General features: G+C 46.4%; 21 protein-coding genes and 1 tRNA gene. 12 read left to right on the top strand and 10 right to left on the bottom strand.

Annotation, left to right across the window (positions count from 1 at the left end; translation table 11 throughout):
• Positions 1-149 precede the first annotated feature (149 nt).
• The 6 genes from HGH90_RS22420 to fusA form a co-directional block, all read right to left on the bottom strand.
• The gene (locus tag HGH90_RS22420) at positions 150-764 is read right to left on the bottom strand and encodes an outer membrane beta-barrel protein (protein WP_168765969.1); all 615 of its coding nucleotides are present in this window, start codon (positions 762-764) and stop codon (positions 150-152) included.
• A 348-nt stretch (positions 765-1112) separates the two neighbouring features.
• Positions 1113-1904, bottom strand: coding sequence for a polysaccharide deacetylase family protein (locus HGH90_RS22415; protein WP_169191918.1), 792 nt, complete (start codon positions 1902-1904; stop codon positions 1113-1115).
• Between the two features lie 21 nt (positions 1905-1925).
• Positions 1926-2708 carry a polysaccharide deacetylase family protein gene (locus HGH90_RS22410; RefSeq protein ID WP_168765971.1) on the bottom strand — a complete coding sequence of 261 codons (783 nt, stop codon included), beginning with the start codon at positions 2706-2708 and terminating at the stop codon, positions 1926-1928.
• Positions 2709-2713: 5 nt separating this feature from the next.
• Positions 2714-3745 (bottom strand): glycosyltransferase family 2 protein, encoded by a 1032-nt coding sequence (locus HGH90_RS22405; RefSeq protein WP_168765972.1) that lies wholly within the window; start codon positions 3743-3745, stop codon positions 2714-2716.
• A gap of 1 nt (position 3746) precedes the next feature.
• Positions 3747-4931: a glycosyltransferase family 87 protein gene (locus HGH90_RS22400; protein WP_169191917.1), complete on the bottom strand. Its 1185-nt coding sequence runs from the start codon at positions 4929-4931 to the stop codon at positions 3747-3749.
• A 579-nt stretch (positions 4932-5510) separates the two neighbouring features.
• Positions 5511-7655 (bottom strand): elongation factor G, encoded by a 2145-nt coding sequence (fusA, locus tag HGH90_RS22395; protein WP_211093056.1) that lies wholly within the window; start codon positions 7653-7655, stop codon positions 5511-5513.
• Positions 7656-8115: 460 nt separating this feature from the next.
• Here fusA and HGH90_RS22390 point away from each other — a divergent pair, with 460 nt between their 5' ends.
• The 6 genes from HGH90_RS22390 to HGH90_RS32010 all read left to right on the top strand — a co-directional run bounded on the left by HGH90_RS22390 (position 8116) and on the right by HGH90_RS32010 (position 17525).
• The gene (locus tag HGH90_RS22390) at positions 8116-8622 is read left to right on the top strand and encodes a T9SS type A sorting domain-containing protein (protein WP_168765974.1); all 507 of its coding nucleotides are present in this window, start codon (positions 8116-8118) and stop codon (positions 8620-8622) included.
• A 41-nt stretch (positions 8623-8663) separates the two neighbouring features.
• Positions 8664-9842 carry a type IX secretion system outer membrane channel protein PorV gene (gene porV / locus HGH90_RS22385; protein ID WP_168765975.1) on the top strand — a complete coding sequence of 393 codons (1179 nt, stop codon included), beginning with the start codon at positions 8664-8666 and terminating at the stop codon, positions 9840-9842.
• 45 nt (positions 9843-9887) lie between these two features.
• A complete protein-coding gene (locus HGH90_RS22380; protein WP_168765976.1) occupies positions 9888-10319 on the top strand; it encodes a hypothetical protein in 432 nt (143 codons plus the stop codon).
• Positions 10320-10349: 30 nt separating this feature from the next.
• Entirely contained in the window at positions 10350-13505 is a 3156-nt protein-coding gene (locus HGH90_RS22375) for a collagen-like protein (protein ID WP_169191916.1), read from the top strand.
• Between the two features lie 189 nt (positions 13506-13694).
• Entirely contained in the window at positions 13695-14126 is a 432-nt protein-coding gene (locus HGH90_RS22370; protein ID WP_168765977.1) for a hypothetical protein, read from the top strand.
• A gap of 12 nt (positions 14127-14138) precedes the next feature.
• Positions 14139-17525 carry a hypothetical protein gene (locus HGH90_RS32010; RefSeq protein ID WP_211172669.1) on the top strand — a complete coding sequence of 1129 codons (3387 nt, stop codon included), beginning with the start codon at positions 14139-14141 and terminating at the stop codon, positions 17523-17525.
• Between the two features lie 164 nt (positions 17526-17689).
• Here the strand turns inward: HGH90_RS32010 and rpsG are convergent, their stop codons facing one another.
• From rpsG to HGH90_RS22350, 3 genes are all read right to left on the bottom strand, one after another.
• Complete coding sequence (rpsG, locus tag HGH90_RS22360) at positions 17690-18157, bottom strand: 30S ribosomal protein S7 (RefSeq protein WP_145672701.1); 468 nt, start codon at positions 18155-18157, stop codon at positions 17690-17692.
• A 29-nt stretch (positions 18158-18186) separates the two neighbouring features.
• Positions 18187-18567: a 30S ribosomal protein S12 gene (rpsL, locus tag HGH90_RS22355; protein WP_012789278.1), complete on the bottom strand. Its 381-nt coding sequence runs from the start codon at positions 18565-18567 to the stop codon at positions 18187-18189.
• Positions 18568-18854: 287 nt separating this feature from the next.
• Complete coding sequence (locus tag HGH90_RS22350) at positions 18855-19955, bottom strand: branched-chain amino acid aminotransferase (protein ID WP_248277046.1); 1101 nt, start codon at positions 19953-19955, stop codon at positions 18855-18857.
• Positions 19956-20088: 133 nt separating this feature from the next.
• On the opposite strand from HGH90_RS22350, the gene HGH90_RS22345 reads away from it, so the two are divergent.
• The 4 genes from HGH90_RS22345 to HGH90_RS22330 are packed head-to-tail and all read left to right on the top strand — an operon-like array spanning position 20089 to position 22253.
• Positions 20089-20586, top strand: coding sequence for a hypothetical protein (locus HGH90_RS22345; RefSeq protein WP_168765979.1), 498 nt, complete (start codon positions 20089-20091; stop codon positions 20584-20586).
• Between the two features lie 20 nt (positions 20587-20606).
• Complete coding sequence (gene rdgB, locus HGH90_RS22340) at positions 20607-21191, top strand: RdgB/HAM1 family non-canonical purine NTP pyrophosphatase (RefSeq protein WP_168765980.1); 585 nt, start codon at positions 20607-20609, stop codon at positions 21189-21191.
• Positions 21192-21212: 21 nt separating this feature from the next.
• Positions 21213-21653, top strand: coding sequence for a thioesterase family protein (locus HGH90_RS22335; protein WP_169191915.1), 441 nt, complete (start codon positions 21213-21215; stop codon positions 21651-21653).
• Positions 21654-21662: 9 nt separating this feature from the next.
• Positions 21663-22253 carry a nitroreductase gene (locus HGH90_RS22330; protein WP_168765983.1) on the top strand — a complete coding sequence of 197 codons (591 nt, stop codon included), beginning with the start codon at positions 21663-21665 and terminating at the stop codon, positions 22251-22253.
• Positions 22254-22283: 30 nt separating this feature from the next.
• Here HGH90_RS22330 and HGH90_RS22325 read toward each other — a convergent pair whose 3' ends face one another.
• Entirely contained in the window at positions 22284-23861 is a 1578-nt protein-coding gene (locus HGH90_RS22325) for a glycerol-3-phosphate dehydrogenase/oxidase (protein WP_168765984.1), read from the bottom strand.
• A 174-nt stretch (positions 23862-24035) separates the two neighbouring features.
• Here HGH90_RS22325 and HGH90_RS22320 point away from each other — a divergent pair, with 174 nt between their 5' ends.
• Both HGH90_RS22320 and HGH90_RS22315 read left to right on the top strand, forming a co-directional pair.
• Positions 24036-26555 carry a mechanosensitive ion channel family protein gene (locus HGH90_RS22320; protein WP_169191914.1) on the top strand — a complete coding sequence of 840 codons (2520 nt, stop codon included), beginning with the start codon at positions 24036-24038 and terminating at the stop codon, positions 26553-26555.
• A 123-nt stretch (positions 26556-26678) separates the two neighbouring features.
• A tRNA-Met gene (locus tag HGH90_RS22315) sits at positions 26679-26752 on the top strand.
• The last annotated feature ends 27 nt before the right edge of the window (positions 26753-26779 follow it).

Genomic DNA, 26779 nt, shown 5'->3' with positions numbered 1-26779 from the left:
TGCTTAAAACCATTCGTTCAGTTAGTTCATTTTCAACCCGGCTTATTCATTTTATTCAGTAATCCAACTGATGAGGATGCCTAATAGAAAAATGGTTACAGACAGCCTGATAATGACTACTGTAACCATTTTCTGTGTTTATCTTAATATTATTTACTTCTCTCCTCTCTGTAGATCGCCTTTGCTTTCGCAGACGGTAGGTAAATCTGGAAGCCTATGCCAAGGCTGAGGCGGTTGGCGGTAGTAGAATTTCCACCTCCTACTGTCAGATCATACTTAAATAAGCCTTCCAGGCCAACATTGGGCGTAATAAAATAAGAAATACCAGGTCCGATACCGACATTAAAACCATTTGTAGAAGCTCCACTGGCAGGGTTCTGCCCGGCAAACCCGGCGTTCGCTTCCGCGAAGAACCTTACTCTCTTTGAAAATTCCAGTTTCCGGACGTTCTTATCTTCAACAAAATAACGGGCAAAAGCTCCTATACCATAATTCGTATTTGAAGCCCTGGTATCTGTTGTCTTATTCTTGGTGGTATTTGCACCAAAGTCAACATAACCTCCAATAGCCAAACCATCTTTGATAAACCAACCCACCTTAGGGGAAAGATTAAAACTGAAGGCAGTACTCTCTTTTTGGAAAACCACGTTCATGTTGGTGAGATCAGCACCCACCATAATATTTCCTTTCTGAATCTGGGCGTGAGCGGCGGAGCCAAACAATACAGCTGCAAGCGCAAGGGTTAAAAGACGAATTCTTTTCATAGTCTAATTTTTAGTTTTAACAATTTTACACGTTGAATGAATAAAACATACCGGCAAACGTTTTGCGTCTGCAACCACAGCTATCTACAGACAGCCATTAATACAATAAGAGGCAGGGGATAATGGGGAATGATCTTCCGGATAGCATTCTTGCTACGACAAAAGTACTGAAAATGAATATAGTAAACATTCAATTTTCAAAAAAAATCTCAAAAAAATGATATGATACTTGTTGAAATTTCCTGCAACATGAGCACTTTACCTTATTCATTATTACTATAACATTTCGTTTCTATATCTTGTTGCAGGAAAATAGCAAGGATTTCCCGCACCAATGCAGCGTCATGCCTATAATGCTGTTGCCATGCGGGATTGCAGCAAATCGGTGTGGGTACAAAAAGTTCCCTGTTTTTGCAAGAAACGTAGGAATCCATCCAATTTTTTTTCCATTTTTTTTCCGGATACTCTTTTTACATAAGCGGGCAGGGCATATGCATCCATGTTGGCCATTTCCCAGGGATGAAAATAAAAAGAGAGATAGCTATCTTTTTGGAGCACTCTCCTGCTGAAATGTTTGGTAATCCATAAGGGAATATTTTTAACGCTGAGCCAGAACAGGGGAAATCTGATATGTGGGGATACAGATGATGGAATGACCCAGGTATCGTTTTCCCGAAAAACGGTCCGGGGTTGGCGCCAGTTATTAAATCGTCCGGGGAGCCAGGTCGGATTAAGAGAGGCATCGTAGAGATAGCCTGCATTTTTCAGGGCTGAAATATTTACTTTACGCCGCAGGGGCATGCGGAAACCTCGTACAGGTTGTCCGCAGATTTCCTGCAGGGCCAGCCGGGAGCCTTCCAGGTCGGCATCGGTAAAAGTGTTATGATAATAAGCATGCGATGCTATTTCATGCCTGGCAGCTATTTTACGGACCAATTCCGGGTAGTGCTGTGCCCAATATGCAGTTATAAAAAAAGTAGCGCTCACCTCATATTTATCAAATAGCGTTAAGGTTGCCTGCAAGCCACTCCTGGAAATTTCAAGTTTCTCCTGCAGGTTTACCTGCTGGCCAAATTCCTCCGGAATATCAAATTCTTCCACCTCCACACTGATCAATATCTTTCTCTGTTGATCTGTCATCCATCCAAATATTAGGCGGTGCTAGTAAAAGTTCTTTCTTTTCAGGTAGTTGTGCATTGTAATAAACGATCCTTCCGCGGAGAGATCTTTCAACAGCTTACTTAATCTGTCCTGCAATACGGGCCCGGCGTGTCTTTTGGTATAGGCAGGAATGTTATAATCCTTCAGATCAACAAATTCCCAGGGATGGAAATAGAGACATAAATAGCCATCCTTCTTCAGGGTTTGGATAGCAAGGCGTTTGAATAGTGCATAGGGGTAATTCTTAAATGCCAGCCAGAATAAGGGAATTCTCAGGTTAGGACTCACAGCAGCAGGAACCCGTAACATATCATTTTCTGTGTAGACGGTACGGGGTTTTGAGCGATAATTATATCGTCCGGGAATCCAGGTGGGATTGATAGACGAATCATACAGATAACCAGCCGCTTTCACGTCGCTCATTTCTACGTGGCGCATGCGGGGCATACGCAGGCCATATACCGGTTGTTGGGTGATCTGCTCCAGGCATCGTTTACTTTTGAGCAGATCAGGTACAGAAAAGGAAGAATGATAAAAAGTATGCGAGGCAATTTCGTGTTTGGCAGCCATTTCCTTAATATCTGTGGGAAATGCTTGCGCGAAATTGCCAGTGGTAAAAAAAGTACTGGTCGCCCTGGCATTATTCACAATGTCCATGGTGACTACCAGTCCTTCATGCCCGACACGCATTTGATCGGCCATCTCAATAGGCTGCTGATACTCCAGGGGCATATCAAATTCTTCTACATCAAAGCTCAATAATACAAAACGTTCCGTACGCATAACCTTTACAATACTTTCTCCCTAACCAGTTTATTGTCTTTTATAATATATCTTTCCTTTACAATGCTATTTTGCTCGATCAGGTAGTTTTCTCTTAAGAGGCTGCCATCTTTCATCACGTTACTTTCTCTTACGAGGTAAACCGGACGCTGCTTACTTTGAGAAAACAGTTTACCGAGATATAGTCCTATAATACCCAATATCATTAACTGCACCCCTCCAAAGAAAGCGATGGTGACGATAATTGATGCCCAGCCGGAAATAGGATGTTCGAATACCAAGCTAAAAATGACGTAAGGTACGTATAAGGAAGAAAGCAATGCAAACGCAAATCCAAGGTAGGTAGCTGCATACAGGGGGCGGGTGCTAAAGGAAGTAAAACCGCGCACCGCCAGTGCAATCATTTTTTTATAGGTATATTTAGATTCCCCGGAAGAGCGTTGCTCGGGTACGTATTCTATGCCTAATTGTTTATAGCCGGTCCATTTCACCAATCCCCGGAAGAAGAGGTCATTTTCCTGCATGCTGCGCAGTACGTTTACCACTACCCTATCGAGTAAACGAAAATCGGCAGCTCCTTTTTCTATTTTAATATCAGACAGCCGGTTCATCAGGGAATAGAACAGGTTGGACGTTTTCCTCTTCATGTAAGGCTGTGTCGGATCTTCTTTCCTGATGGTATAAACGACCTCATAACCGGCTTCCCATTTTTCGATTAAAAGCGGGATAAGTGCCGGTGGATGTTGCATATCTCCATCCATGCTGATCACACAGTCGCCATCTGCCATATCCAGTCCTGCCTTGAGGGCGGCCTGGTGACCGAAATTCCTGGAGAAAGAAATGAAACGGATGTTGTCGTATACGAGGGCAAGCCTTTTCAGGTTATCCAATGTGGCATCGCTGCTGCCATCATCTATGAATATAACATTAAAGTTATACGGCAAGGGTTCAAATACGCGCTGTAGTGCGTCATTGAGGCGTATTACATTTTCTTGTTCGTTATAAACCGGTACAACGATGGAAACTAGCTTTTTCATCTTATACACAAATTTTATGATCGTCGAATTTGCCGGCTGCTGCCTCTTTAATCAGCAACAGCCATACTATCAGACAGGGTAATGCTTTCAAGGCATAAGCCCGTATTAAATGTACTTTCACATACTGGGGAAAAAGATCTGTTGTTGACAGGCTGGTAAGAATGATGGCTAATACCAGCACGGCATTTACCCATGCTGTCTTTTTCTCTTGTAAAACATACCAGATGCCTACTCCCACCATAGCAATTACGTAGGTCGCGGATTCAGCGGAGTCGCTGAATATTACAACAGCAATCAGCGCCAGCGCCAGGTAGTGCATGCGATAGCCCAAACTTTTATACTGCGATGTGCGTAATAGCGGCAGCCCAAAAATGGCTACTGCAGGTATCAGCACATATATATCTTTAAAACTGGTTGTTTGAAAAGTGCGCCTAACCATTCCCATCACGGAGATATCCTGCATATTACTAGCGCTGAGCCCACTTGTATTCTGTATCACTTTGTCGCTGAGCGCATGATACCAGTCGGCGTATGACTGGATAACAAATGCGGGAGTGGAGATTATCATTGGCAGACAGAACAATAGAACCATCCACATGATAAGATATCCAATGAATTTTACCTGGTGTTTTGAAAACAGGAAAAAAACGATGGCGGCGATGCCATATAATTTTGTCAGGAACCCCAGGGCAATGAAAAACGTAGCCCAGATATCTCTTTCCTCTTCTACCAATACGAAGGCAAAAATTATAAAGGCAGCCGTCATGGTATTAAACTGAACATTATGACTGGCTGTCATCATATCTACCAAACCGATGAGTAATACGATCAGGAAATTTTGCTGGGTGAGTGGCAGCTTTTTTATAGCCAGCCATAACACCGCGGCGTTGGCCAGGGTCCAGCATATTACCCCCAGGGCATCCGGTAAAACGGCAAAGGGAGCGATGATGAGACTAAATACCGGCCCGTAATGGTTGACATCAAAATATTCGGATGGATATTCGAGGTACAAGTTTCTCTGTTCGAGGGTGTGCAAGAAAACCTGTTTAAAAATGAGATAATTGTTGAATGATTGGTGCAGGTATTCAGCCAAGCCCGCTATCAAAGCCAGTGCAAACCACAGCAGTACAGGTAGTGAAATGCTCCATTTTTTAGAACCCTTGAACTCCGCAAACAAAAAATTCATAAATCTCGGCTTATTAAATCTCCATCCTATTATATCATATTTAATGACAACATATTACACATATCAATAAATACACTACAGGTGTTTCATAATTATCATTTGATAGCCAGCTTGCCAATACCTTAGTTTGTTGTTAGTTACTACAGCGTGAACTGACCATTGATACTGCCCCAGACTATCCTGGTAGGACTTCAGCGGGGCAGTATCTCATCCAGGCCCCGAACCAGTCATCCCGGTTCTTTGTTTTTAACAGTTGCAGGAGGTATTCTAATAATTCAGGCCATTAAGCCTTTCATTAGTTGGCTATCAGTAAAATAAAGGCTTAGCTAGTTTATGTCTACAAATATTGACGTGAAAAAATGAGTTCCCCTCTATTAGGTTAATGGCTTTGCATAAAAAAGGTCCCGTAGAACAGGACCCATGGCAGATGGCAAAAAGTAAATTTCAGTTGTAGGTTATTATTGCCACCGAAAATATCGAATATTCTTTTCCTGACAATAGCATGTTCATGTCAGTTCGGGGCAAAAAAAAGGTTGTTCCGTTGGTACGGAACAACCTTTTAGATATAAAAAGCTAAGATTAAGCGTTTACTTTACCTTTTACTTTGGCGATCACTTCTTCAGCGACGTTGTTTGGAGCTGGAGCATAGTGAGAGAACTCCATGATGGAGCTTGCACGACCGGAAGACAGGGAACGCAGCTGAGTTACGTAGCCGAACATTTCGCTCAGTGGCACTTTAGCTTTGATTACCTGAACACCGTTTTTGGAGTCCATACCTTCCAGCATACCACGACGACGGTTCAGGTCACCTGTAACATCACCCATGTATTGGTCTGGAGTTTGAACTTCTACTTTCATGATTGGCTCCAGCAATACTGGTTTAGCTTTGCGGGCAGCTTCACGGAAGGCTTGTTTAGCACACAATTCGAAAGACATGGCATCGGAATCCACCTGGTGGAAAGAACCATCAAACAGACGAACTCTTAAGCTTGTCAGCGGGAAGTTAGCGAGAACACCCTGGTTGAGAGATTGTTCGAAGCCTTTCTGTACAGCAGGGATGAACTCTTTAGGGATGGCACCACCAAAGATATCATTGATGAACTGCAAGGATTTGCCTTCGTTTTCTTTCAGCCATTCTGCATCAGCAGGTCCGATTTCAACCTGGATATCAGCAAATTTACCACGACCACCGGTTTGTTTCTTGAATACCTCGCGGTGTTCAACTTTAGTAGTGAGGGCTTCTTTGTAAGCTACTTGAGGAGCACCCTGGTTAACTTCTACCTTGAACTCGCGACGCATACGGTCAACAATGATTTCCAGGTGAAGCTCACCCATACCGCTCAGTACGGTTTGGCCGGTTTCTTCATCAGTTTTAGCTTTCAGGGTAGGATCCTCTTCTACCAGTTTAGCCAGTGCCATACCCATTTTATCAACGTCTGCCTGAGTTTTAGGCTCGATAGCGATGCTGATAACTGGTTCTGGGAAGGTCATAGATTCCAGGATAATGGGTGATTTTTCATCACACAGGGTATCTCCGGTTTTGATATCTTTAAAACCAACAGCAGCACCGATATCACCAGCTTCGATGAAATCGATCGGATTCTGCTTGTTAGCGTGCATCTGCATGATACGGCTGATACGTTCGTTTTTACCGGTACGGGTGTTCAGTACATAAGAACCTGCATCCAGGTGACCGGAATAAACCCGGAAGAACGCCAGACGACCTACGAAAGGATCGGTTGCAATTTTGAACGCCAGTGCAGCCAGTGGTTCTTTCGCATCTGGTTTACGCTCAATTTCTTCACCGCTGTCAGGATCAGTACCTTTTACTGCTTCCACATCCATTGGAGAAGGCAGGTAGCGGCAAACCGCATCCAGCATCTTCTGTACACCTTTGTTTTTGAAAGAGGAACCGCACATCATAGGGATGATAGCGATATCGATGGTAGCTTTACGGATCGCTTCATGGATTTCAGCTTCGGAGATAGAGTTAGGATCTTCGAAGAATTTCTCCATCAGAGTATCATCGTATTCAGCAACTGCTTCTACGAGTTTAGCTCTCCATTCTTCAGCTTCTGCCACCATATCCTCAGGAATAGGAATTTCCTGGTAAGTAGCACCTTTACCTTCTTCGTCCCAGATGATACCTTTCATGGTAATCAGGTCAACTACGCCTTTGAAGGAATCTTCTGCACCGATTGGCAGGGTCAAAGGAACAGGGTTAGCACCCAGCATCTCTTTTACCTGTTTAACCACGTTCAGGAAGTCGGCACCCGAACGGTCCATTTTATTAACGAAACCGATACGGGGTACACGGTAGCGGTTAGCCTGGCGCCAAACGGTTTCAGACTGAGGTTCAACACCGGATACAGCGCAGAATAATGCCACCAGACCGTCCAGTACACGGAGGGAACGCTCTACCTCTACGGTAAAGTCCACGTGACCTGGAGTATCGATGATATTGAATTTATATTGTTTGGTATCAGGTAAGGCTTTACCTTGTAAGGTTGGAAAATTCCAAAAACAAGTGGTTGCCGCAGATGTGATGGTAATACCTCTTTCCTGCTCCTGTGCCATCCAGTCCATTGTAGCAGCACCCTCGTGCACCTCTCCAATTTTGTGGGATTTACCTGTATAATACAGGATACGTTCTGTGGTAGTGGTTTTACCCGCATCAATGTGCGCCGCAATACCAAAGTTCCTTTGAAATTTTAAGTCTGCCATAATATTAAAATGACTAAATAATGCAATTTGGGGGGCAAAGGTAATTTATTTTTAACAATAAATAAAACGCTGAGTTTTTCCAAATTGTTATTTCTTTTTGACGACCACAGGCGTCAAAACACATTAAGATTATTAAAAATGAATAGTTTCCCAAAAACCAGTTTTAAGTCTTTATCTACCATTTTTTTTTCAAATACAACCAAAATTTAAATCATCATTTTCCAATTGTTTTAATTCGTTCAATTTAGTACTATTATAGTTAGTTTGTTCCTGAGTTGAGAAGAACCATAAAACATTAAATTGGGTCAATACACTCATCATTTTGTTTTAAAATCACATTTATCATGAGAAAAACTTTACTACTGTGCATGAAGATATCCATGTAAAAGATATCCGTATAAGATGATTACCCTGCATTGTAGCCAGATATCCACCCTTGTTTATTGATTAACAACCTTATATGAGAACACTTGCACTCCGATGCATTATTGCATTGTTTTTACTGACATGTCTTTACTGGTCAACCCAAGCCCAGGTTATTCTGCACCGGCAGGTAGTGGCCACGGGCGGTATGTCTGGCACTACGCCGAAAATGATGATTTCCTATACTGTTGGAGAAGTTGCCGTGCAACCGATTACCAATGGGAAGTTATTATTGACACAGGGTTTCCAGCAACCTGAAGACTTTCCCAAACTGCCACAGGGTACTAATCCCCTGAAGAGTTATATGCTGTTTCCCAATCCCGCGGTCACCAATACCAAGATCCAATTTGACCTGCTTTCGAATGCGAACATTACGCTTGAGCTGATTAATCCGGCGGGGCAAACCATTTATCATCAATACCTGGAACTGGGGGGAGGCCGGAATACAGTGGTATTGCCAGTAAACCACTTTGCTGCAGGTATCTATACTGTGGTAATAAACGTGAGCGGACAGGTTTCATTTGAAAAACTCATTGTGCAATAAGTTACCGTATTGCACTCCATCATTATTTAACCAATGTTGTTATGAAATACAGTTATACAATTATGCTTTTCGCAAGTATACTGGCAACTGGTATCCGTTTATCAGCACAAAAAGCTACCCAAAGGCCGCCCAATGTAGGCGCCAGTTTCCTGTTAGTAAACCCTGATGCGAGAAGTGGCGGTGTGGGCGATGCCTGTACCGGATTAAGCCCTGACGCCAACTCGCTGTTTTCCAATGCTGCTAAAATCATGTTTGCGGGAGACTGGGGAGTCAGCGCCTGTTATTCGCCCTGGATGTGGGAACTGAACAATAACAGGTCTAATATGGCCTATGTATCCGGGTATAAAACATTTAATGGCACTGAGGGTTTAGGTGTATCCATGAAATACTTCAACTATGGATCGGTGACCTTTCGGGACGATAATGGTACTGTATTGCAGGACTATAACCCCAAAGAATTTGCCATTGATGCTACCTATGCGCGGAAACTGGGGCAACATATGTCGCTGGCACTGGGTATACGGTATATCAGGAGTCAGCTTGGCCAGGGCACCTACAACAGCATACAGCAGAAGCCAGCATCCGGCGTAGCTGGCGATATCAGCTATTATTACCAGAACAGTGTGGATAAACTGGATTTTGGCAACCGGTACTCCTTCGGTGTGAGTATTACCAATATCGGCACCAAGCTACAGTACTCTGATGATAACAATCGTAAGAGCTTTCTCCCGATGAATCTGCGTATCGGTGGCGGCTATACGTTTGTGCATACCCAGGATCATGAATTTACCGTGTCGGTAGATATCAACAAGCTGCTGGTTCCTACTCCTCCACTCTATGCGCTGGATTCCAATGGTATAGAAACCAGCCAGATTTTAAAAGGTAAAGATCCTAACCGGGGAGTAGTAGATGCCATGTTTTCCTCGTTTGGCGACGCGCCAGGCGGGTTTCATGAAGAACTCCGGGAATTCACGATTGGATCCGGTATCGAATATGCTTACCGGGAGGCATTTTTTGTACGTGCCGGTTATTTCTACGAACATCCTAATAAAGGTTACCGGCAGCATTTTTCTTCGGGCCTGGGTTTGCGGGTTTCCAATCTCGAACTTGATATCGCTTACCTGATGCCTGTGGGAGAAAGCCTGGTACAAAAAAGAACCCTCAAGTTTTCGCTGGTATACAATATCGGCAGATCCCGGCATGAGACTTCTGAGCTATAAACTGTAGCTGTCAATACTTTTTCAACGTTTACAACACATCCATATATGAAATCACTTATCATACTTTCTATTCTACTTACTGCGGGCCTATTACCATATGTACATGCACAGGAAAAACCAGAGAATACCGGTGGTCATACCGGGAAAACTATTGACGTACTGTTTCCTACGTTGCAAAAAGATATCAGTGACATGAATGCCAGATCTGGTATTACTACGCCAGACCGTACGGTAATATCCACTCCCACTAAGAAAAGGTTATTTACCAATTATCAACCTGCTGCGGCCAGGCCTAATGCTGCTCCCACTGTTCAAAAAAAAGCGGCTGCATTGCCTTCAGCTGCGTCTTCAAGGGAATCGGCGGACCGGGAAAAACAAACAAATCCGGTTCAACCAGCTAAAGTAATTATACCCAGCCAGGGCGACGCCAGGGAGACCACCACCCCCACAAGAGTTACTCCCGTAAAAAAACACTAAACGTACTGTCACTACTACAAAATCATTATTATGAAAAAGATATGTTACCTGACTCTTGTACTGTTAATAGCATCCTTTCAGCTTGTTTCGGCTCAGAGTGGACTTACAGGTACCAACTACCAGGCTGTAGCCCGCAATGTGAATGGCACTGTACTTAGCAATCAATCATTGACAGTACGTTTCTCTATCCTTGGTGGCTCCGCAGCCGGACCGGTACAATACCAGGAAACCCATGCCACTACCACCAACAATGTGGGCCTATTCACTTTACAAATCGGTAAGGGCACGCCGCTAACAGGTACCTACAGTACCGTACCCTGGGCTGATGCCAATCAATATTTAAAAGTGGAAGTATCTATGAACGGCGCCAATTTTAGCGAGTTAGGTACTTCCCAGTTAATGAGCGTACCCTATGCCCTTTTTGCTGCTAACAGCACTCCTGGCCCAGCGGGGCCACAAGGCGCCAAAGGCGATCCTGGGCCAACAGGACCCACAGGACCAGTAGGCCCAGCGGGAGCTACAGGACCACAAGGTGCAAAGGGGGACCCGGGCGTAGCGGGGCCGGTGGGACCGGTAGGGCCCATTGGACCGGCTGGAGCTGCGGGACCACAGGGGGCTAAAGGAGATCCGGGTGTAGCAGGACCGGTTGGACCGGTTGGACCTGCCGGTGCTGTAGGACCGCAGGGCGCTAAAGGAGATCCGGGTGTGACCGGAGCTGTGGGACCGATAGGGCCGGTAGGCGCCATAGGACCCGCAGGCCCTGTGGGACCAATGGGACCTGTGGGACCGATAGGACCTGCCGGGCCACAAGGTATCCAGGGAGATCCGGGTGTAGCAGGACCTGCTGGTCCGGTTGGGCCTATAGGGCCGGTGGGACCGCAAGGACCAGCTGGTGATATCAATGGCGTTGCGGCGGGTGGAGATCTTAGCGGCACCTATCCGAATCCGACCGTCAAAGCATTACAGGGGAAACCTGTTAGTACTACTGCCCCATTAGCGGGACAAATTCTAAAATATGACGGCGCCCAATGGGCAGCAAGTGCTGCCGGGGGCGGCTTTTCCCTGCCATTCATAACCGTTGAAAACAATGCCTCTACGCTCTTCAGTATTACCAATGATGGTGATGGTACCTCTATTGAGGGAGCGAATAACACCACCGCTTCCAGTATTGCTGCCGTAAGGGGAATTATTAATTCTACTTCTCCCGGAGGCTTTTCTGCCGCAGTACGAGGTATTAATAATGGTACCGGAGGTTTAGGCATAGGCACCTGGGGCTCACAGAACGGAAGTGGATGGGGCGTATACGGTGTTACGCCGAATGGTCTTGGGGTTTACGGGAATTCGAGCGCGAATGGTACGGGCGTATATGCCAATAGTAATACCGGTACAGGTTTGACTGCCACCAGCAACAATGGGATTCCGGCCACAATGTCAATCTTCAACAATGCCAATAACAACAATGTACTCAACGCCACCTCTGTTGGTAATGGTAGCGTTATTAATGTTAGCACTACCGGTAATGGTGCGGGAGTTATGAGCTCTACGGGCGCCGGCTTTGGCGTACATGGTATTACGACCTCCCTGACATCGGCAGGTGTTGTGGGCGATAACAATGGAGGAGGAGAAGCTGTAGTAGGCCGCACCACATCTGATATTGCCGGAGCGGTAGTTGGGCGCAATGACGGCGGCGGCTATGGCTTGAGAGGTTTTATTGCCACCAATACCAGTGGTACCGGTATTGGCGTATATGGACAGGTAGGCGTTAACAATAGTACCGGAAGGGCCGGTCGTTTTGAGAATTTCAATGCCGACAATATAGCTGCCAACACATTGGAAGTAGCCTCCAATGGTAAGGGTAATATTCCGGATAATACACTGGGGAACGTTGCCTCTTTTAAATTGGATAATACCAGCAGTGTAGGTGCCGCCGTTAGAGCGGAGGTAAATACCCAGTTTGCCAATTTTGGCGCTGCCGGTGTATTCGGTATTTCTTCTGGTACCGGTGGTTTTGCCGGTTTATTCCATTCATCTAATACAACAGGGAACGGCCCTGCATTGGTAGCCATTCAAGATGGGAATGGCAATGCCATCACTGCTAATGCCAGTAAAGGCGGGAATGGTGTGGAAACAAATATAGATGGAGCAGGTAATGCCCTCTATGCCTGGGTACCTTCTTTTGCCACAGGCAGAGCTGGCAGGTTTGAAATTTTCAATGAGAGCAACACCAGCGATGTTATTACCGCCAAAACAACGGGTAACGGCATTGCTGGTAATTTCTTCGTAGACAAGACTATCGGAACTTCTCCGGCTGTTAAGGGAGAAGTAAATTCGATGTTTGCCAATTTCGGCACCGCCGGTGTATATGGTTTATCCTCTGGTACCGGTGGTTATGCGGGATTATTCTACTCTTCTAATCCGGCAGGTAATGGACCCGCACTACTTGCATTATCTGAAGGAAATGGAAATGGCATTAAAGCGAATGCCGGTGGAAGCGGCCATGGTGTAGAAGCTACCTGTGATGGAGCTGGTAATGCAATCTTTGGCTGGATTCCCAACTTCGGTACTGGTAAAGCAGCAAGATTTGCAAATTTTAACACAGCCAACGGTCAGCCTACCGTACAGGTAAATAACTCGGGAACTGGAACTGGTCTGCTTATTAATCATACAGGTGCGTCTGGCAACCTGGCTGTTTTACAAAACGATGGAGCTAACGTTGCACGTATCAACAAGGCAGGTCGGGGGTTCTTTAACGGAGGCACTCAAAACAGTGGTGCCGACGTGGCAGAATCCTTTGCTGTAACCGGTCAACGGGAGGCCTATGAGCCCGGAGACGTACTCATTATTGCTACCAATGCAGACCGTATGGTAGAAAAATCATCTGAACCCTATTCCAGCCTGGTAGCAGGTGTATACGCCACCAAACCCGGAGTGCTATTAACCGAAAAAGATATAGACGAGGATAACAGCACTGAAGTTCCCATGGGTGTCATTGGTGTGATCCCCACTAAAGTATGTAACGAAAATGGGAACATCCGCCGGGGCGATTTATTGGTTACCTCCAGTAAAGCTGGGTATGCCATGAAAGCTGATGTGGATAAGCTGAAGCCCGGACAAGTGATTGGTAAAGCTTTGCAGGAATTCAGTGGTGAAACAGGAAAGATTAAGGTACTGGTAAACATAAAATAAATTGAAATTTCTTCTGTACTGGCAGGCTTCCTGAAAGAGGGGCCTGCCTTCTATTTTATATACAGCATTGTGTTATAAACAGGCAGCAGGATCAGTAGCCGGGTCATAGTCAGTTGTTGGAGTCGTTCATTTCATCATATCAGAAAAGCTATTATTTACTCTTCTTTCTATTAAATAAAACAGCACCCCATGAAACTATTCTACACAGTGCTTTGCCTGTTTACGACAGTCATAGCGCAAGCACAAGCCGGGAAAGTTCCCATTAAACAAGGCAGTTCTACCGGGCAACTAAACCGGGCCACCCTGGAAAATAACAAAGTACCTATTAAAGGAGGTAGCGCAGGTACATCAATTACAGGGAATCACTTATCGGCGACATCCTCATCAGATAACAAAGTGCCTGTAAAAGAGGGCGGTAGCGTGGGTACTACTCACATCAACCGGCCGGCCGGCCGAATATCTGAAAGCACAAAAGGCCCTTCTGGCCAGGAGCTTCCTATTAAATCCGACATAAAAGTGATTGTTCCGGCGGTACCGTTCCCTCCTCAGCAGGGTACTCCACCCAACACGATTGTAGAGCCCCCCAAAACCTCTGTTATTAAAAGAGAGGCAAAAAATTAAAACAGACCCCTTATGAAACGAATTATATATCTAACCATCATCGCCTTTTTTCCTACATTGTTGCAGCTGCATGCCCAGAGCGGATTACAGGGTATCAATTACCAGGCGGTAGCCAGGAATATGAATGGGACTACGCTCCCCGCCCAGGCATTAAAAATCAGGTTTACCATTTTGGGAGGATCTGCCTCCGGAAACGTACAATACCAGGAAACGCAGGATGTTACAACCAATCAGGTAGGGCTCTTTACCGCTCAAATTGGTAAAGGCGATGTAGTATCCGGCACCTTTGCCGGCGTTCCCTGGGCCCAGGCCAATCAGTATTTACGGGTAGAAATATCTTCTGGTGGAAGTAATTTTACAGAGCTGGGTACCTCTCAGTTAATGAGTGTGCCCTTTGCCATTTATGCGGCAAACAGTGCGCCGGGGCCGGCAGGGCCGCAAGGACCTAAAGGAGACCCTGGTATAGCCGGAATACAGGGCCCGAAGGGTGATCCGGGTCCTGTGGGTCCAATAGGCGCAACAGGTCCTGTAGGACCACAGGGGCTTAAAGGAGATCCCGGCAATGTGGGACCGCAGGGGGCTACAGGTCCTATGGGACCGGTAGGACCAACGGGATTACAAGGGCCGGCGGGGCCGATCGGTCCAGCAGGGCCGATCGGCGCAACCGGCGCCATGGGCCTCCAGGGACTTAAAGGGGATCCGGGCAATGTGGGGCCGCAGGGCTTGCAGGGACCTGCCGGACCGGTGGGTGCTACGGGGGCCGCAGGGCCAATTGGGCCAATTGGTCCAATTGGTCCGGCGGGAGCTACCGGGCCGGTGGGACCGATAGGACCGATAGGACCGGCAGGACCACAAGGTCCTCAAGGTCCTGCGGGAAGTATTACTGCTTCACCTGCGGGCGGGGATCTAACAGGCAATTACCCTGATCCTCTTATCGGCAATGGCAAGGTAACTGCGGCAAAAATCGCCGCCGGCGTTATTCCAACTACCTTACCTCCCAACGGTCCTGCCGGCGGCGACTTACAGGGTACTTACCCTAATCCCGGCGTAGCCAGACTGCAGGGAATAGCTGTTAATACGGTGGCTCCGTTAGCCGGGCAAATATTGCGATATGACGGGGCCAAATGGACACCGGCAACGGCCGGAGCGCCCTTTGCACTACCTTATGCCAATACGGTGAATTTGCCGGGTACGGTGTTTTCCATTACCAATCAAGGTGACGGCACTATATTGGAAGGCGTTAGCAATAGTACCAGCGCCAGTATTACCGCACTGAGGGGAATTGTTTCCGCTACTGCTCCAGGTGGTTTTTCCTCCGCTGTAAGGGGTATTAATAATGGCACCGGTGGTTTGGGTATAGGTGTATGGGGATCACAGAGTGGAAGCGGATGGGGCGTATATGGCAACACGCCTACGGGAATTGGAGTTTATGGCAACGCCACTGGTGCAGGTATTGGCGTATATGCGAATAGCAGCTCCGGTACCGGGCTGACTGCCACGAGCAACAACGGTATAGCAGGATCCTTTCTGATTAGCAACAATGCCAATAATTCCACTGTATTGCAAGCCAGTACCACCGGAAACGGCGTGGCTGTCAATGGGAACACAACAGGCACCAACAACGCCGTAGCGGGAAATAGCTCGGGAGGCAACGGCGTATATGGCGTAACTGCTACCTTGAGTGGCGCCGGCGTATTAGGAGATAATACTGCCGGAGGTGAAGCTGTAACAGGTCGCACTAAAAGTATTGGAACGGGGACTGGCGCTGTGGTGGGAAGAAATGACGGAATCGGCTATGGTGTTTATGGATTTACCGCCACCGATGCCAGTGGCAGTGCCATTGGCGTTTTAGGGCGGGCGGGGATTGGTGGTGGCACTGGCCGGGCAGGGCTCTTTGAAAATGTTAACACTGCAGATACCCACAATGTGCTGGAGGCGGTGAGTACAGGCCAGGGGGTTATAGCAGACCATTCGCAGGGAAATGCAGCGAACTTCTTTGCCAATAATACCAATGGTGTTGGCGCCGGTGTACGTGGTGAAGTGAACAGTATTTTCGGGAATAATGGTACAGCGGGCGTTTATGGTGTGGCTTCCGGCAGCGGTGGTTACGGCGGTTATTTTGAACATTCCAGTACTTCCGGTTTTGGGAATGCACTGGCTGTAATTAACCAGGGGCAAGGGAATGCCATGACAGTCACCCAGAATGGTCCTAGTGGCAGCGCTGTATTTGTTCAAAATACGAACAATACTAATAGTGCCAATAACACTATCCAGGTGACCTCCACCGGCCCGGGAAATATTCCCGATAATAGCTTGGGTAATGTTGCCAACTTCTTCGCAAACAACACCACTGCTGTTGCTGCCGCAGTGCGGGGAGAGGTAAACAGTTTATTTGGTAATGCCGGCACTGCCGGCATATATGGTGTAGCCTCCGGAACCGGTGGATACGGCGGATATTTTGAACATAGCAACACTACTGGATTTGGACATGCATTGTACGTTACAAGCCAGGGACAGGGTACTGCCACGGTGCTGGACCATAGTGGCCCCAGTGGCAACGCTGTACAGATTCAAACCTCAAACAGTACTAACACCGATAATACCTTACAGGTAACCAGTATCGGGCCAGGAGTGATAGCGGATCATTCATTGGGCAATGCCGGCAATTTCTTTATGAATAACACCACTGGCGTTGGAGCGGGAGTACGTGGAGAGGTGAACAGTATATTTGGTAATAATGGTACCGCTGGTGTATACGGGATAGCTTCCGGTACGGGTGGATATGGTGGCTATTTTGAACACAGCAATTCGACCGGCTTTGGCATTGCGCTCCAGGTGGTTACCAATGGTCAGGGATCTGCCTTTGTTGTGAACCATAACGGGGCAACCGGGGATTTGGCCATTTATCAAGCAGGAGGCTTTAACAAGGCGCGCATTGACCATACGGGCAAGGGCTTTTTCAATGGAGGCTCCCAGGTGGGAGGAGCGGATGTGGCCGAAGCATTTGATGTAACGGGGGAAAGAGCGGCTTATGAACCCGGAGATGTGATGGTAATTGCGACCAGTGCTGACCGTACAGTAGAGAAATCAACCGAGGCCTATTCTTCGCTCGTAATAGGCGTGTATGCTACGAAACCAGGTGTATTGATGACAGAAACCGAGATAGATACTACTGAAACGGCAAAGATCCCATTGGGTGTGGTAGGGGTGATTCCTACGAAAGTGTGTAATGAAAATGGACCGATTCATCGCGGCGATATGCTTGTTACCTCCCATAAACGGGGCTATGCGATGAAAGCGGATATGGATAAAGTGAAAACAGGCCAGGTGATAGGGAAGGCATTACAGGAGTTTAATGGAGAGGAAGGCAAAATCAAAGTATACGTAAACGTCAAATAGCACACGCAAATAGAATAATCGTGACAGGCATTGGATTTCTGATGCCTGTTTTTTATTGATAAAAACTGGCCGTTTTTTATTTTGAAGGGTACCAAACATAAAAAGGCAAACAGCTCCGGAGGAACTGTTTGCCAAATATATTGAGTTGCCTTTGCAGGCTATAACTAGATTCTGAAGTGAGAGAAAGCTTTATTCGCTTCTGCCATACGGTGAGTATCTTCCTTCTTCTTGAATGCTGCGCCTTCACCTTTGCTTGCGGCTACGATTTCGTTAGCCAGCTTGTCAGCCATGCTCTTACCGTTTCTTTCGCCGGCGTAGCGTACTAACCATTTGATGCTCAGGGATATTTTTCTATCAGGGCGAACTTCAGCGGGGATCTGGAAAGTAGCACCACCAATACGACGGCTTCTAACTTCAACACCGGGAGTAACGTTTGCCAATGCTTTTCTCCAAACCTCGTAACCGTTTTCACCGGTCATTTGGCTTACCTTGTCCACAGCATCGTAGAAAATTTTATAGGCAATGCTCTTTTTTCCTTGTTCCATTACGTTATTAACAAAGCGGGTTACCAGCTTGTCATTGAACCTTGGATCCGGAGCCAGAGGCAATTTTTTTGCAGCTTGCTTTCTCATTTATTGAAAATTACGACTATTTATAATTGTTATTTTTTAGCCTTTTCCTTCTTAGTACCATATTTGGAACGGCTCTGCTTTCTGTCTTTCACACCGGCAGTATCCAGGGAACCGCGAACGATGTGGTAACGAACACCTGGTAAATCTTTTACCCTTCCACCACGGATCAGTACGATAGAGTGCTCCTGCAAGTTGTGACCTTCACCAGGGATATAGGCAATCACCTCAACTTTGTTGGTTAAACGCACTTTCGCTACTTTACGCAGAGCGGAGTTCGGTTTCTTAGGCGTGGTAGTGTATACACGAGTACAAACGCCACGGCGCTGAGGGCAGCTATCTAATGCCCTGGACTTAGACTTAGCCCGGATAATTTCTCTTCCTTTTCTTACTAATTGTTGTATAGTAGGCATTCTTTACCTAGTTTTTTATGTCGGTTTACAATGACATCCAAATTCCCCATAAAGGGATTTTGGGACGGCAAAGGTAAAACTATATGTGTGAATAACAAAATTGTTTCGAAAATATTTTTGCCGGGATGATCACCTGTATTACAGGGAGTGGTCTTAATTATTTTGGTAGGAGCTCAGGATTACCAAAAACCGGACTGCAAAGGTATGGTTTCTCGAAGAAACTACCATAAAAAAATAGGGCCTTTTTATCAGCCCTATTTTTATCTATGTATTAATATATAAAGCTCTTATTTCTTATCTATTATGTAATTCCAGTGACGTGTATCTGGAGTGCGACCCGTACGGATATTATCCAGACGTTGGATTACTTCCGCTCCTATATCGTATTTGGAGGTATCCAGTTTGATATGGGTATCAAGGTAATCCAGCTGTTCTACATAGGCCACGCTGGAAGCGGTACCGGTACCGAACACTTCTTTTAGGGTTCCGTTTTTATAAGCGTCCACTACCTCATCGATAGAAATGGGTCTTTCTTCGACCTGGAGGCCCATATCCCGGAGTATATCCATAACACTGGCCCGGGTTACCCCTTCCAGGATGGTACCCTGGGTAAGGTCGGGTGTAATGGCCGTATTGCCGATAATGGCGAACACGTTCATGGTACCGCATTCCTGGAGATATTTATGTTCATATCCGTCTACCCATAAAATCTGGTCGTACCCTTGTTTCCTGGCCTGCATGGTAGGATACATGGTACCGCCATAATTACCTGCTGCTTTGGCGTAGCCAACGCCACCAGGGAATGCGCGTACGTATTTATCCTGCACGAGCAGCTTGATAGGTTTATTAAAATAGGCCCCTGAGGGAGAGTTAATTACCACAAATTTGTAGGTATCGGAAGGACGTACGCCGATAAATTCATCCGCTGCAATCATGAACGGGCGAAGGTAAAGCGAACAACCTTTACCGGTAGGCACCCAGTCGCGGTCCATATCGATCAGGAGGTCGAGGCCTCCAATGAAGAGCCATTCCGGAACTTGCGGCATACCCATTCTTTCTGCGGAGGTGTTAAAGCGTTTGTAGTTATCATAAGGCCGAAAGATCATTGGGTGCCCCTGGGGATCTTTATAGGCTTTAATTCCTTCAAAGATTGCTTGTCCGTAGTGCCAGGCGGCATTAGAAGGACTTACAGACAGGTTCTGAAAAGGCAGGATCGCTGCATTTTTCCATTCTTTACCATCAAAATCGGCCACCAGCATATGGTCGGCATACATTTTACCAAATGCCAGGTTATTAAAATCTACTTCACTTAACCTGCTTTTCGTAGTTTTGGTGACTTTGATCTTCTGTAGCGCCTCTTCCTTAACTGTTGATTTATCTACCATCATGGTTAATCAATTTTATCTCAATATTTTTACACTTTAATCGTTGTGTCGCTGGTAGCCTGAGGGGGCCCGGCAGTGCAAATAAACTGATTTTTCCCCAGAGGGGTTTTTAATATTAAATTAAATAATAATAAATATGCCACTTGAGCAGCTTGATCTTGATCCGTACTTTTTGGCTAAGATCTTTACCCAGCCGATCATTCCCGGGAAAAGCGTGCCGGTTGCCGCCGAAGAAAAAGTGGCACCCAAAGTCAAATATTTAGGAGAAAATCAAAAAAACATTGCGCTCTTCATACAAAACGAAAACGAAGCGTACTTAAACGAAGAATTATTCAACCTCCTCACCAATATATTAAATGCCTGTAAACTGAGCATGCAGGATGTATCCCTTTTGAATGTATCCCACCACCCTTCCCTGGCCTTTCCTGACTGGAAAGCTGCCGTGAAGATAACCCGGGGCGTTGTATTTGGGATTGCACCGGAGCAGCTAGGATTTAGCGACATTCCTTTATATCAACTCGTGACTGTAAATGATACTACGTTATTATTTTCCGATGAATTATCGCTGATTGGAAGCGACAAGTTATTAAAGGCCCGGCTTTGGGCGGGATTGAAACAATTGTTAAATATTTAATTTATTTCTCATACAACAAGATGAAATTGATATTTGCTACCAACAATCAAAATAAGGTAAAGGAATTCCGGTCGCTGTTAGGAAACCAGTTTGAGATTATCACCCTGCTGGAAGCTGGTATAGAAATAGACATCCCGGAACCGCATGACACCCTGGAAGCGAACGCCACCGAAAAATCGGCCACCATTCACCAAATGACAGGAGAAAATTGTTTTGCAGAAGATACCGGACTGGAAATTAACGCTTTGGACGGCGCACCGGGGGTTTTATCTGCCCGGTATGCCGGCGAGCAAAAAGAAGCAGCGGACAATATTGTGAAAGTAATGAAGGAAATGGAAGGTAAAACCGACCGCAGCGCTCAGTTCCGTACCGTTATTTCCCTGATATTGGATGGGAAAGAATACCAGTTTGAAGGTGTCAGCAAAGGGTATATTACCAATGCCCCCCGGGGCGGTGAGGGCTTTGGGTATGATCCTATTTTTGTGCCTGAAGGAGAAACCCGCGCTTTTGCAGAAATGGAGCTGGGCGAAAAGAACCAGTACAGTCACCGGGCCAGGGCTTTCCAAAAATTTGTCGCCTTCCTGAAACAGACAGCAAACGTTTAGCATCTACCTTAAAAAAATATAATGGCAAGGATAAAAATAGATTTACCGGCAGGATTTCCCTTTAGTATAGCGATACCCGTACGGATACAGGATGTTAACTATGGCGGTCATGTAGGCAATGATGCAATACTTTCGATTATGCACGAGGCCAGGATCAGGTTCCTGGAAAGTTTGGGTTACAAAGAGCTTGACAAAGAAGCGGGTGCCGGTCTTATTATGGCCGATGTGGCTGTAGCCTATAAGGGAGAAGCATTTCATGGAGATGTGTTTGATGTGGCTGTAGCCGCCGGAGAATTCAGTGCCTTTGGCTTTGAGTTGTTTTACCGTATCACGACTCAACGTAATGCACAAACAATTACCATTGCCGAGGCCAAGACCGGCATGATCTGCTTTGACTATCATCAACGTAAAATAGTGAAGCTGGCGCCAGACATGCAAACACGCCTGGAAGCCGGTAAATAAACATATTATATGAATACTACTACCTCAGTTAACACCGTAGAGCAGGTTATTACGGCCCGTCGTACAGTGAAGCCTACGAGCATGAACGGCCGGAAAATAGCCGATGAAACCGTGCAGCAATTATTACAACTGGCCGACTGGGCGCCTACCCATGGTCATACAGAGCCCTGGTATTTTTTGGTGTACAGCGGGGACAAAGTACAGCAATTTTGTGCTGACCATGCCGACCTGTACAAGCAATTTACACCGGCCGACAAATACATTACCGGCAATTATGAGAAGTTAAAGAACCAGGGAAACCTCGCCTCTCATATCCTGGCTATTTGTATGAAAAGAGGTAATAATCCTAAGATTCCGGCGATAGAAGAAATTGCTGCCGTGTCTTGTGCTGTGGAAAACATCTGGCTGGGGGCAACTGCCTTAAATATAGCCGCTTACTGGGGATCTGGCGGGATGACATACCACCCTGCCATGCAGGATTACCTGGGGTTGGGAGACGATGACCAGGTACTGGGATTCTTTTATATGGGCTATACAGATGAACCTGTGATGCCAGGTAGAAGGATAAAACCTTTTGAACAGAAATTCAAATGGATGTGACTGGAAGCGGAAAGCTTTATGCTTTCCGCTTTATGCTTTTTGCTCTAATTGATATCCTTTGGCTTCTGCTTCGAAGCTGGCGATTTGGGTAGCTACCCAGTGTTCGTCTTTATGCAGTTCTTCTGCCATGATCCGGGCTACGGCAGGGGCTATACGCATTGCTTCCTTTGCATCCAGCAAGAGGAGGCGGGTACGGCGGGCCAGAAAATCTTCGATATTGCGTGCCATTTCTTCTCTCACGGCCCATACCACCTGGGCTTTTATAATATGATATTCGCGGCTTAGCTCTTCCTGCAAATCAGGTTCACGGGCTACCATCTGGTGGATATGTAACACATCGCTGCCATAGAAATACCAGGGATCGTTCCAGTCGACATTATCAGTAGCGCCATGGATACGCAGTTCGTGAGTAGCAGAAGATGTTTGTTTCCAGCGAAGGGTTTCTTCCAGTTGTTGTATCACGTCTTCCGCCATGCGGCGGTAGGTAGTCCACTTTCCGCCGATAATAGTAACCAGTCCGGATTTGGCGACCATGACCTTATGGCTGCGGGAAATTTCTTTGGTTTTATGCCCTTCAGTTTTGGCTGCGGCGAGGGGACGAAGTCCGGCCCACACGCTGCGCACATCTGAGCGTTGAGGCGGTTTGGCAAGGTATTGTCCGGCGGTGTTGAGGATAAAGGCAATTTCATTTTCCAGTGCCCTGGGTTCAAGGCTAATGTGATTGATAGGCGTATCGGTGGTACCCACTACCACTTTATTATGCCAGGGCACTACAAATAATACTCGTCCATCGCTGGTTTCAGGGATCATGAGCGCGTCGTGCCCGGGCAGGAAATCACTGTCGAGCACCAGGTGCACGCCCTGGCTGGCTGCAATAGATTTTGGGGCCTGTGGATTGTCCATCTCCAGAATATCATCAGCAAACACACCGGTAGCGTTAATAACCGCCCGGGTATTCAGATGGATCTCGTCTCCTCCTTCCAGTGTATCCTTCACCGTTACACCGTTAATATTACCGCTTCCATCTTTGGTGAGGCTGGTCACCCGCATGTAATTGAGCACCGTACCTCCTTTATCAGAAATAGTTTGGGCGAGATTGATCGCCAGGCGGCTATCATCGAACTGGCCATCGTGATAGAGCACTCCTCCTGCCAGGTTATCTTTTTTCAAAGTAGACAAGCGTTCGAGCGTAGCCGATTTGGATATATGTACCGACTTACCGAGACTGAGACGTCCGGCGAGCCAATCGTACATTTTGAGACCAACCGTGTATTTAATATTCTCCCAAAGGTTAAAGGTAGGAATTACAAAAGTCAGGTTACGTACCAGGTGGGGCGCATTCGCTACCAGGCGGCCCCGTTCTACACTGGCTTCCCTTACCAGTGATACATTGCCTTGCGCGAGGTAACGCACTCCTCCATGCACCAGCTTCGTGCTTTTGCTGGAAGTGGATTTGGCAAAATCCACTTGTTCGAGCAGCAAGGTGCGATAACCTCTTGTTACGGCTTCCAGGGCAGCCCCCAGGCCAGTAGCGCCACCGCCTATAACAATTATATCCCAGGGCTCAAGGTCTTTCCGTAGGGTATTTACGAGCATTTCTCTGTTCATAAACTAGTTTTCATGGTCTGGCAATGACTTACAAATTACAGCGGAAATAGCGAATGAGCAACCGGATTCCGGAAAACTTAACTGCCAGGCAAGTTAAAAGTTTTAAATTCAGCAACAATTGGGCATAAAAAATGTTCCAACATAAGCATCTACTTTTTACAGACACCTGTTCATATGTTTACCAAATCTACATGGCTGCTGCCCATTATCATATTATGTATTATTACCGGCGGTAGTTTTCACGCCCAGGCGCAGCGCAAAAAACAAAAGGCAAAGGTGGATACCATTCATATGGTGACCATCGACAGCGCCACGATCCGGAAAAATATTGCCGCCCTTGCAAAAGATAGTAACCGTATCAGAAAATCCGATACCTCTGTTGCCATATTGATTAACCGCATTGAAGATTACACGCTGATGCTGAACGAGGTAATGAGTTCTCTCCGGCGTGGATTTGACACCGTAAACATCAGCAACGGATTACCCATGACGGACACCTCACTGGCATTGATAAAATATAACATCGCCAGCCTGGGGCGCACTCCCAACATCAACGATATCTATACCAATAAAGTAATGCTGGAACAGCTGCAACGCAAGCTGGATTCCTGGCAGTCGACCCTTTTTTCCTATTATGACAAACTGGTAGGCATTAATGACACCATTTATTCACTCCGCCGGGATTCTGCTATGCGTAACATCCCTGCAGAAAATGAATTATATGGTTTTTATCTTGGTCAGATCACTAACCTGATCCTTAAATTTCATGCGGTAGACAGTGCCAACAAGATTAACCTGATCAGGATAGGGCTATTACAGAATAAAGTGGCTAACCGTTATATAGAAGTGTCTAACTTATATGAAGACATGGACTACCGGCTGGAGCAGCATTCCGCCAACATGTTTGCACGCGACTACCGTTACCTGTGGCGACCGCACCGGGACAGCATTAACCCTCTGGATTTTTTCCCGGTATTAAAAAACTCTCTGCATAAGAGTGGTAAAGTGATGGGTATATTTTTCACCATACAATGGCCTGTATTTTTTGTATGGTTGCTTTTGGCGGTATTGTTCTCCTGGTGGGTGTACCACAACATTAAGCGAATAAAACAAAATCATACGGAGGAAGAAGGCGAAACGATTTTACAGCATACACAATACCTGTATCGTTTTCCGATTGCCTGTACCGTTGTACTGGTGACCACATTATCTGCAGTGTTATCTATCCGTTACCCTATCTTATTTACCGAAATCACCTGGCTGCTCAATGCTACCGCATTAACGTTTATTTTCCGCCGGCTGTTATCCCCCACCTTATTCCGGATCTGGCTACTGATGATAGGGTTGCTGTTCCTGTATTGTTTGAACAACTTATTGATAGAAGTGACCTACGCCGAACAATGGGGCTTACTGATAGGCAGCATTTTCTCCACCGTATTAGGTTACCGGCTGTTAAAAGAAACGGCGCTGAACACTTTTGCCCCTTCCCGGTTTATACGGCCGGTAATAAAGCTGTTTATCGTCACCAGTATTTTTTCGCTGGTACTGGTGATATTCGCCAGGGTGGGTACAGCAAAGATCATGGGCTCCAGCGCCATTGTTAATACCGTTATGGCCCTTAGCTTATTTACCCTGGTGAAAATATTGATGGAAGCGGTATACCTGCAGGTGGAGGCCAACAAAGATTCCAGCACCTTCATCTCTTTTATGGACTACCAGGATGTACAGCGGAAGTCGAAAACATTCCTGGCCATATTAGCCGTCGTAGGCTGGCTGATCATCATTGCCCGTAATCTTTACCTGTATGACACTATTCATGAAAGCATTTCCGACTTTCTGTCATCGCCGCACCAGATAGGCAATTCGGACTTTACTTTCAGCAGCGTTATCATCTTCATACTGGTGATATGGGTATCTACCGTAGCCTCGCAGTTGATTGCCTACATGTTTGGCAGCACCGGGCAAACCACCAGCGGTAAAAAGACTAAGTTCGGCTCAGCTTTATTGCTCCTGCGTTTGGCGGTGCTGGCGGGCGGAGTGCTATTGGCGTTTGCTGCTTCCGGCATTCCCATGGATAAATTAACCATTGTTATTGGCGCCCTGGGCGTTGGTATCGGCTTTGGCTTGCAAAATGTTGTCAACAACCTGGTATCCGGCATCATCCTGGCTTTCGAAAAGCCTATCGAAGTAGGCGATGTAATTGAAGTAGGCTCCCGTTCAGGCACCGTAAAAGAAATAGGTATCCGTTCCAGTAAAATCAACGCTCCGGACGGATCAGAAGTCATTGTACCCAATGGGGACCTCATCTCTCAACAGCTGATCAACTGGACCCGCACTAACCGCACCCGTCGCGTTACCTTCCTGATTGGCGTAGGCTATGGCAGTGATGTAAAGCAGGTAACCGATATTATTAAGTCAGCCTTCACCGATCGCAAAGATGTGCTGACCTTGCCGGCGCCGGTAGTTCAGCTGATCGAATTTGGCGATAATGCCGTCAACTTCCGGGTATACTTCTGGGTGGGCGACCTGGATAATGCGGGTACGGCCATGAGCGAGGTGCTTGCCACTATTTATACAGCCCTGAATAGTGCAGGGATTGAATTGCCTTATCCACAGCGGGATCTGCATATCCGGTCTATTGATGAGGCGCTGATGAAAAAGTGGGAAAAGCCGGGAACAGATGAAGCTGTTTAAAAAAATTTCTAAAAAAAGGGAGATACATTTTGAATTTTCATTTTTAAGCCGTTATCTTTGCACTCCCGTTTTGGATCAGCAGTCGCTACAGATGGTAGTTACAGCGGGTCGAAAAAGGAATATGGCGAGGTAGCTCAGGTGGTTAGAGCGTTGGATTCATAACCCAAAGGTCTCGGGTTCAACTCCCGATCTCGCTACGAATGGAAGATTCTCCTAAATTGCTT

It is taken from the genome of Chitinophaga sp. Ak27 (genome assembly GCF_012726295.1).
Lineage (GTDB): Bacteria > Bacteroidota > Bacteroidia > Chitinophagales > Chitinophagaceae > Chitinophaga.
Note: the sequence above shows the minus strand (reverse complement) of the source record. Positions and strands in the feature narration are given on the sequence as shown.

Excerpts from the sequence above, each read along its gene's own strand:
- HGH90_RS22420 (WP_168765969.1), bottom strand. The coding sequence starts at position 764 with ATGAAAAGAATTCGTCTTTTAACCCTTGCGCTTGCAGCTGTATTGTTT.
- HGH90_RS22415 (WP_169191918.1), bottom strand. The coding sequence starts at position 1,904 with ATGACAGATCAACAGAGAAAGATATTGATCAGTGTGGAGGTGGAAGAA.
- HGH90_RS22410 (WP_168765971.1), bottom strand. The coding sequence starts at position 2,708 with ATGCGTACGGAACGTTTTGTATTATTGAGCTTTGATGTAGAAGAATTT.
- HGH90_RS22405 (WP_168765972.1), bottom strand. The coding sequence starts at position 3,745 with ATGAAAAAGCTAGTTTCCATCGTTGTACCGGTTTATAACGAACAAGAA.
- HGH90_RS22400 (WP_169191917.1), bottom strand. The coding sequence starts at position 4,931 with ATGAATTTTTTGTTTGCGGAGTTCAAGGGTTCTAAAAAATGGAGCATT.
- fusA (WP_211093056.1), bottom strand. The coding sequence starts at position 7,655 with ATGGCAGACTTAAAATTTCAAAGGAACTTTGGTATTGCGGCGCACATT.
- HGH90_RS22390 (WP_168765974.1), top strand. The coding sequence starts at position 8,116 with ATGAGAACACTTGCACTCCGATGCATTATTGCATTGTTTTTACTGACA.
- porV (WP_168765975.1), top strand. The coding sequence starts at position 8,664 with ATGAAATACAGTTATACAATTATGCTTTTCGCAAGTATACTGGCAACT.
- HGH90_RS22380 (WP_168765976.1), top strand. The coding sequence starts at position 9,888 with ATGAAATCACTTATCATACTTTCTATTCTACTTACTGCGGGCCTATTA.
- HGH90_RS22375 (WP_169191916.1), top strand. The coding sequence starts at position 10,350 with ATGAAAAAGATATGTTACCTGACTCTTGTACTGTTAATAGCATCCTTT.
- HGH90_RS22370 (WP_168765977.1), top strand. The coding sequence starts at position 13,695 with ATGAAACTATTCTACACAGTGCTTTGCCTGTTTACGACAGTCATAGCG.
- HGH90_RS32010 (WP_211172669.1), top strand. The coding sequence starts at position 14,139 with ATGAAACGAATTATATATCTAACCATCATCGCCTTTTTTCCTACATTG.
- rpsG (WP_145672701.1), bottom strand. The coding sequence starts at position 18,157 with ATGAGAAAGCAAGCTGCAAAAAAATTGCCTCTGGCTCCGGATCCAAGG.
- rpsL (WP_012789278.1), bottom strand. The coding sequence starts at position 18,567 with ATGCCTACTATACAACAATTAGTAAGAAAAGGAAGAGAAATTATCCGG.
- HGH90_RS22350 (WP_248277046.1), bottom strand. The coding sequence starts at position 19,955 with ATGATGGTAGATAAATCAACAGTTAAGGAAGAGGCGCTACAGAAGATC.
- HGH90_RS22345 (WP_168765979.1), top strand. The coding sequence starts at position 20,089 with ATGCCACTTGAGCAGCTTGATCTTGATCCGTACTTTTTGGCTAAGATC.
- rdgB (WP_168765980.1), top strand. The coding sequence starts at position 20,607 with ATGAAATTGATATTTGCTACCAACAATCAAAATAAGGTAAAGGAATTC.
- HGH90_RS22335 (WP_169191915.1), top strand. The coding sequence starts at position 21,213 with ATGGCAAGGATAAAAATAGATTTACCGGCAGGATTTCCCTTTAGTATA.
- HGH90_RS22330 (WP_168765983.1), top strand. The coding sequence starts at position 21,663 with ATGAATACTACTACCTCAGTTAACACCGTAGAGCAGGTTATTACGGCC.
- HGH90_RS22325 (WP_168765984.1), bottom strand. The coding sequence starts at position 23,861 with ATGAACAGAGAAATGCTCGTAAATACCCTACGGAAAGACCTTGAGCCC.
- HGH90_RS22320 (WP_169191914.1), top strand. The coding sequence starts at position 24,036 with ATGTTTACCAAATCTACATGGCTGCTGCCCATTATCATATTATGTATT.